General features: G+C 52.5%; 1 rRNA gene. It reads left to right on the top strand.

Features of this window, described 5'->3' with window-relative positions:
- Positions 1 to 1,353: ribosomal RNA gene (locus BAQ48_RS26065) — 23S ribosomal RNA — on the top strand; the annotation flags it as partial.
- Positions 1,354 to 1,384: the final 31 nt, after the last annotated feature.

The following is a 1,384-nucleotide window of genomic DNA, read 5'->3' as shown; positions in this document are numbered from 1 at the left end:
TGTGATGGGGAAGCTCCTTATGGAGCGAAGTCTTTGATTCCCCGCTGCCAAGAAAAGCTTCTAGCGAGATAAAAGGTGCCTGTACCGCAAACCGACACAGGTAGGCGAGGAGAGAATCCTAAGGTGTGCGAGAGAACTCTGGTTAAGGAACTCGGCAAAATGACCCCGTAACTTCGGGAGAAGGGGTGCTTTCTTAACGGAAAGCCGCAGTGAATAGGCCCAAGCGACTGTTTAGCAAAAACACAGCTCTCTGCGAAGCCGTAAGGCGAAGTATAGGGGGTGACACCTGCCCGGTGCTGGAAGGTTAAGGAGAGGGGTTAGCGTAAGCGAAGCTCTGAACTGAAGCCCCAGTAAACGGCGGCCGTAACTATAACGGTCCTAAGGTAGCGAAATTCCTTGTCGGGTAAGTTCCGACCCGCACGAAAGGTGTAACGATTTGGGCACTGTCTCAACCAGAGACTCGGTGAAATTATAGTACCTGTGAAGATGCAGGTTACCCGCGACAGGACGGAAAGACCCCGTGGAGCTTTACTGTAGCCTGATATTGAATTTTGGTACAGTTTGTACAGGATAGGCGGGAGCCATTGAAACCGGAGCGCTAGCTTCGGTGGAGGCGCTGGTGGGATACCGCCCTGACTGTATTGAAATTCTAACCTACGGGTCTTATCGACCCGGGAGACAGTGTCAGGTGGGCAGTTTGACTGGGGCGGTCGCCTCCTAAAGTGTAACGGAGGCGCCCAAAGGTTCCCTCAGAATGGTTGGAAATCATTCGTAGAGTGCAAAGGCATAAGGGAGCTTGACTGCGAGACCTACAAGTCGAGCAGGGACGAAAGTCGGGCTTAGTGATCCGGTGGTTCCGCATGGAAGGGCCATCGCTCAACGGATAAAAGCTACCCCGGGGATAACAGGCTTATCTCCCCCAAGAGTCCACATCGACGGGGAGGTTTGGCACCTCGATGTCGGCTCATCGCATCCTGGGGCTGTAGTCGGTCCCAAGGGTTGGGCTGTTCGCCCATTAAAGCGGTACGCGAGCTGGGTTCAGAACGTCGTGAGACAGTTCGGTCCCTATCCGTCGTGGGCGTAGGAAATTTGAGAGGAGCTGTCCTTAGTACGAGAGGACCGGGATGGACGCACCGCTGGTGTACCAGTTGTTCTGCCAAGGGCATAGCTGGGTAGCTATGTGCGGAAGGGATAAGTGCTGAAAGCATCTAAGCATGAAGCCCCCCTCAAGATGAGATTTCCCATAGCGTAAGCTAGTAAGATCCCTGAAAGATGATCAGGTTGATAGGTTCGAGGTGGAAGCATGGTGACATGTGGAGCTGACGAATACTAATAGATCGAGGACTTAACCATATAATATGTAGCAATGTTATCTAGTTTTGAA

The sequence above is a fragment of the Bacillus luti genome, from assembly GCF_001884105.1.
Taxonomy (GTDB): Bacteria; Bacillota; Bacilli; order Bacillales; family Bacillaceae_G; genus Bacillus_A; species Bacillus_A luti.
Note: the sequence above shows the minus strand (reverse complement) of the source record. Positions and strands in the feature narration are given on the sequence as shown.